This window comes from Spirillospora sp. NPDC046719, from assembly GCF_040645715.1.
Taxonomy (GTDB): Bacteria; Actinomycetota; Actinomycetes; order Streptosporangiales; family Streptosporangiaceae; genus Spirillospora.
Genome location: NZ_JBEYYT010000576.1, coordinates 1 through 5,043 on the forward strand (window position 1 = coordinate 1; position 5,043 = coordinate 5,043).

The 5,043-nt window shown below is 74.0% G+C and carries 4 protein-coding genes; 2 read left to right on the plus strand and 2 right to left on the minus strand.

What is annotated here, in order from left to right; translation table 11 throughout:
• Positions 1-224: 224 nt before the first annotated feature.
• Positions 225-932 (plus strand): putative N-acetylmannosamine-6-phosphate 2-epimerase, encoded by a 708-nt coding sequence (locus ABZ914_RS46360; protein ID WP_500201036.1) that lies wholly within the window; start codon positions 225-227, stop codon positions 930-932.
• Here the strand turns inward: ABZ914_RS46360 and ABZ914_RS46365 are convergent.
• Positions 904-1,869, minus strand: a complete 966-nt coding sequence (locus tag ABZ914_RS46365) for an alpha/beta hydrolase (protein ID WP_500201037.1) — start codon at positions 1,867-1,869, stop codon at positions 904-906. The genes ABZ914_RS46360 and ABZ914_RS46365 overlap by 29 nt on opposite strands.
• 256 nt (positions 1,870-2,125) lie before the next feature.
• Here ABZ914_RS46365 and ABZ914_RS46370 point away from each other — a divergent pair, with 256 nt between their 5' ends.
• Positions 2,126-2,410 (plus strand): hypothetical protein, encoded by a 285-nt coding sequence (locus tag ABZ914_RS46370; RefSeq protein WP_500201038.1) that lies wholly within the window; start codon positions 2,126-2,128, stop codon positions 2,408-2,410.
• A gap of 52 nt (positions 2,411-2,462) precedes the next feature.
• Here ABZ914_RS46370 and ABZ914_RS46375 read toward each other — a convergent pair whose 3' ends face one another.
• A complete protein-coding gene (locus tag ABZ914_RS46375) occupies positions 2,463-4,694 on the minus strand; it encodes a SulP family inorganic anion transporter (protein ID WP_500201039.1) in 2,232 nt (743 codons plus the stop codon).
• Positions 4,695-5,043 lie beyond the last annotated feature (349 nt).

Genomic DNA, 5,043 nt, shown 5'->3' on the forward strand with positions numbered 1-5,043 from the left:
GTCGCCGCCGCGTTCCGGGACGAGGCGCTCCCGCCGCTGCGCGCGACCCCGATCGTCCCCGCCCGGCTCGGCACGGACGCGCCGCTGGTCGGAGCGGCACTGCTCGCCGGAACCCTGCTCGCCGGATCCCTGCCCGCCGGGTCCGCGCCCGCCGGGTCCGCGCCCGCCTGAACCCTGCCCGCCTGAACCCTGCCCACCGGCACCCCCGTGAACAGGAGCGCCCGTTGAACGCCGAGACCTTCGCCGCCGCCGTCGCCGGGCGGCTCATCGTGTCCTGCCAGGCCCCGGACGGGCATCCGCTGCGCGACACCGGCGCGCTCGTCCGGATGGCGGAGGCGGCGGCCGCGGGCGGCGCCGCCGCGATCCGCTGCGGCGGGGTCGGCGGGACCCCCGACGTCGCCGCCATCGCCGCCGCCGTGGACGTCCCCGTCATCGGCCTGACCAAGGACGGCACCGGCGGCGTGTTCATCACGCCGACCGTCGAGGCCGCCCGTGCCGTGGTCCGGGCGGGCGCGCACGTCGTCGCGGCCGACGCCACGTTCCGGCCGCGCCCGGACGGCCGCCCGCTCACCGAGACGATCAAGGCGGTCCAGGGGGAGGGCGCGCTGTTCATGGCGGACGTGGCGACCCTGGACGAGGGCGTCGCCGCCGCCGAGGCGGGCGCCGACATGGTGGCCACGACCCTCGCCGGGTACACCGTCCCCGGCCCACCGCCGGACGGCCCCGACCTGGACCTGGTCCGGGCGCTGCGCGCCGAGCTCCCCGGCGCGCTGATCGTCGCGGAGGGCCGCTACCACGCGCCCGCGTCGGCGGCGGCCGCGATCGAGGCGGGCGCGTCCTGCGTGGTGGTCGGCACCGCGATCACCGACCCCCGCTGGATCACCGCCCGCTTCGCCGCCGCCCTCACCCCGCGACGCGACGCGCGGGCGTGAGGAGGGCGCTCAGGTCGGCGGCGGCCTGGCGCGCGGCCCGGTCGGCGGTGGCGGACACGCCGCCCAGGCCGAAGAATCCGTGGTTCAGGGTCGGCCATTCGCGGTGGACGACCGGGACGCCGGCGGCGGCCAGCGCGGCGGCGTAGGCGCAGCCCTCGTCCCGCAGCGGATCGAAGCCGACCGTGTGGATCGCGGCGGGCGCGGCGCCCGCGAGGTCGGCGGCGCGCAGCGGCGACACCCGCCAGTCGTCGCCGCGGCCCGGCGGGCGGTACAGCTCGGTGAACCACCGCATCCCGGCCAGCGTCAGCCCGTGGCCGTCGGCGCGTTCGGCCCGGGACGGGTAGAGGGCGTTCACGTCGGGGTCGGCGTACCCGCCCGTCGCGTCGGTGACGGGGACGACCAGCAGCTGCCCGGCCAGCTCGACGCCCCGGTCGCGGCAGGCGAGCGCGACGGACGCGGCGAGCTGCCCGCCCGCGCTGTCGCCCGCCACGGCGAGCGGCCCGGTCCGGGTCGCGGCGAGGTGCAGCGTCGCGGCGAGGCAGTCGTCGAACGCGGCCGGGAACGGGTCCTCGGGCGCGAGGCGGTAGTCCACGCCGATCACCGCGGCGCCGGTCCCGACCGCGAGGCGCCGCATGTGCTGCCGGTGCGTGCGCAGGTCGCCGGCGATCCACCCGCCGCCGTGGAAGAACGCGACGGCGGCCTCGGCGGGCCGGGGGCCGGGCTCGACGACCAGCGCGGGCACCGGCCCGGAGGCGGTCTCCAGGACGGTGGCGTGCTCGGCGAACGGGACGGGCGGGTCGGGCAGCAGCGCGAGCGACCGCTCGTTCACGGCCAGCGAGTGGCGCCGCGCGCCCTCGACGGACGCGTCGGCGGCGGTCGGGTCCTCGGCGCGGCGCCGCAGCCACTCGGCGATGTCGGGATCGAAACCGGTGCTCACGGAACCGGGCCTCCTTTGCTCAGGACGTAGGACATCCTACATTGCACCTGCGGGCCGTCCAGGGGCCATGTCCCGGACTCACCGGGCTGAGAGGTGCAGTGAACCTCGCACCGGAGCCGAGTGGCGTGAATCTCGGTGGCTTCGGGTCACACGACACAAACGACCTGAAAGAGCGCGCCTAACGTCATGGGTAGAGCTGATCGCCGGGTCGGCGGAGGCTCGGGGCGCGGTGGCCGCCCCGGGGAGAGGAGCGCTGATGTTCATCATCATCGTGTTCGTGGCCCTCGTGCTCGCCGGGGCGCTGGGGTCCCTGGTCTACCTCGCGGTGTTCGCGCGGGCCAGCCGCAGCGACACGCTTTTCACGCCTCCGGCGGGCCTCGGCGCGCGCGCCGCGCGGCGGGTGACCGGAGTGTACGTCCGCGACCCCCGGCAGGAGGGCGCCCTGTACCACCGCGGCTCCCCGCGGAACACCGGCCCCGTGATCGGGGCCGACCGGCCGGAGGACGACGGCCGGATGCGCGGCGAGCTGGTCGGACGGTAGGACGGCGGGACGAGGGGTCTCCGGGGCGCGATGCCCCGGAGACCCTTCGGTGTCAGGACCGGCCGGTGTCCCGGTAAGCGGACTCCGGGACGTGGTTCGGGATCGTGGCGAACTTCCCCGCGCCGCGATCGAGGACCTTGACCGTCGCGGACTTCAGGTCGAAGTAGAGGCCCACGAGCTCCAGCTCGCCGGCCTCGGCGCGCTCCCGGAGCCACGGGTAGGTGAGCAGGTTGTCGAGCTGCTGCATCACGTTGAGCTGGCTGAGCCGGGCCAGCGGGTCGTCGCCGTGGTCCGCCTCGGCGTGGAAGCGCTCCAGCGTCGGCTTGCCGAACTCGAGCCAGCGGGTCAGCCCCTCCAGGTGCGCGACCTCTGCGCCGCCCGCCATCACCGCGGCCATCGCGCCGCAGTTGGAGTGCCCGCAGACCGCGATCGTGCGGATGTCCAGCACGTTGGTCGCGTACTCCACCGTCGCCATCACCGAGTCGTCCGGGACGGCCGAGTCGTGCGGCGGGACGAAGTTGCCGACGTTCCGGTTGATGAACAGGTCGCCGGGCCCGCTGGCGGTGATGATGTTGGGCACGACGCGCGAGTCCACGCACGTGATGAAGAGGAGCTCCGGCTTCTGCTCCATCGCCAGCTCGGCCATGATCGGCCGGACCAGCCCGGCGGTGCTGTCGTGGTACTCGCGGACGCCGTCGAGCAGGACGGACGTCGGGGACGGGGGCTCGGCGGCGCTTCCGGAGCGTCGCTGCCGGTTCGCCCATGGAGCCCACCAGCGCGCCGGGGGGGACGACTTACGCGACGAAGACATATCACCTGTCACCCCTCTTTCATACCAACCCTCGTGAACCTCGTCGATGTCGACCCTGCCCCCTTGGCGTTCGTGCGCCAGCCGCCACTGGTGGACGGCGTCGAAGGCGGCATGGTCCATGAAGTCGACGTTCAGGTCGAGGTCGACGTCCGCACCCGCCGGAACGGACCGCAGCGCGCGCGTCACCTTCGGAACTCCGAGGAACGTCAGTGTCCCCTCCACGACAACGTGCCAGCGGGGCGGAACGATTCCGTCGCCCGGCGCGGGGAGCAGCCGCTCGGTCCGGACGGTGAGCCGGGTCAGCCGCCGCAGCGCCAGCACCGCCGTGACGGCGATGCCCAGCAGCACGCCCTCGCCGAGGCCGAGGACGACCACGCCGGCGAACGTGGCGGCGTAGGCGGGCGCCTCCCGGTGGTCGCGCAGGTCGCGGATCCGCGCCGGGTCCACCAGGCGGACGCCGAGGACCACGAGCAGCGCCGACAGCGCGGACAGCGGGACGCGCTCGATCACGGGACCGCAGGACACCGCGAGCACCAGCACCCACACCCCGTGCAGGACGGCGGACAGCCGGGTCCGGGCGCCCGCCTCCAGGTTGGCGGTGCTGCGGACGATCACGCCCGCGACCGGCAGGCCGCCGAACAGCCCGGACACCGCGTTCGCCGCGCCCTGCGCGGCCAGCTCCCGGTCGAGGTCGGTGGGCGGGACCCCGGCGGGCCGGACGCGGTCGACCGCCACGCTGCACAGCAGCGACGCCACGGCCGCCACGACCGCGAGCGACACGACGGCGCCCGCGACGCCGTGCGGTGACCCGTGCGGCAGCTCCGGGAGGCCCCAGCCGTGCAGCATGGACCCCGGCAGGTCCACCCGGTCGACCGGCCAGCCGAACGCCCACACGGCGGCGGTGGCGGCGGCGATGGCGGGCAGCGGACCGGGGACCAGGCGCAGCCGGCCCCCGCGCGGCAGCCGGGACCAGCCCAGCAGCACCAGGACCGTCAGCGCGCCGACGAGCGTCGAGTACGGCGCCGGGTGCAGCAGCTGCCCGGGCAGCTCCCGCAGGTTGGCCACGGCGGACTCCTGCGGGCCGCCGCCCAGCACGACGTGCACCTGGGCCAGCACGATCACCGCGCCGACGCCGGCGAGCATGCCGTGCACCACGGCGGGCGACACCGCCAGCACGACGCGCGCCACCCGGCTCAGGCCGAGCGCCACCTGCAGCACCCCGGCGAGCAGGGTGATCGTGCAGGTGGCCCGCCAGCCGTAGCTCGCGATGAGGTCGGCGACCAGCACGGTCAGCCCGGCGGCGGGGCCGCTGACCTGCAGCGGCGACCCGCCCGCGAGCCCGGCGACGACACCGCCGGCGACGGCGGCGACGAGCCCGGCGGCGACCGGCGCGCCCGAGGCGACCGCGATGCCCAGCGACAGCGGGATCGCGACCAGGAACACGACGAAGGACGCGAGGACGTCCCGGCGCACTGTGGATGCGTTGAGTGGCTTTGAAGTCACTCAACGTATCCAATCAGGATTCTCCGGTATCCGCCCGGGACGCACGGCCCGCAGCGCGCCGGACACCCGTCCGGTCACGCCGCCCCCGGAGAAGGACGCGGCGTCCCCGGAGAAAAGACAAATACAGGTCCACTTGCTGCGACAACAAAGAAAGCTACCATTCCAATGGCAGCTTTTTTAATTACTTTTTTCATTTGTTTTCCTCCGTAGTATCATTTTCAATAACATCAGTCTTAGAACTTTTTGATTTCAAATAATTCACAAGTTCTTGAAACATCGGATTTACTTGGCAAATCAATTGAATCATTCGTGCACCAAA

Bases quoted from the DNA above. Each gene is read 5' to 3' on its own strand.
- ABZ914_RS46370 (WP_500201038.1), top strand. From the start codon at position 2,126: ATGTTCATCATCATCGTGTTCGTGGCCCTCGTGCTCGCCGGGGCGCTG.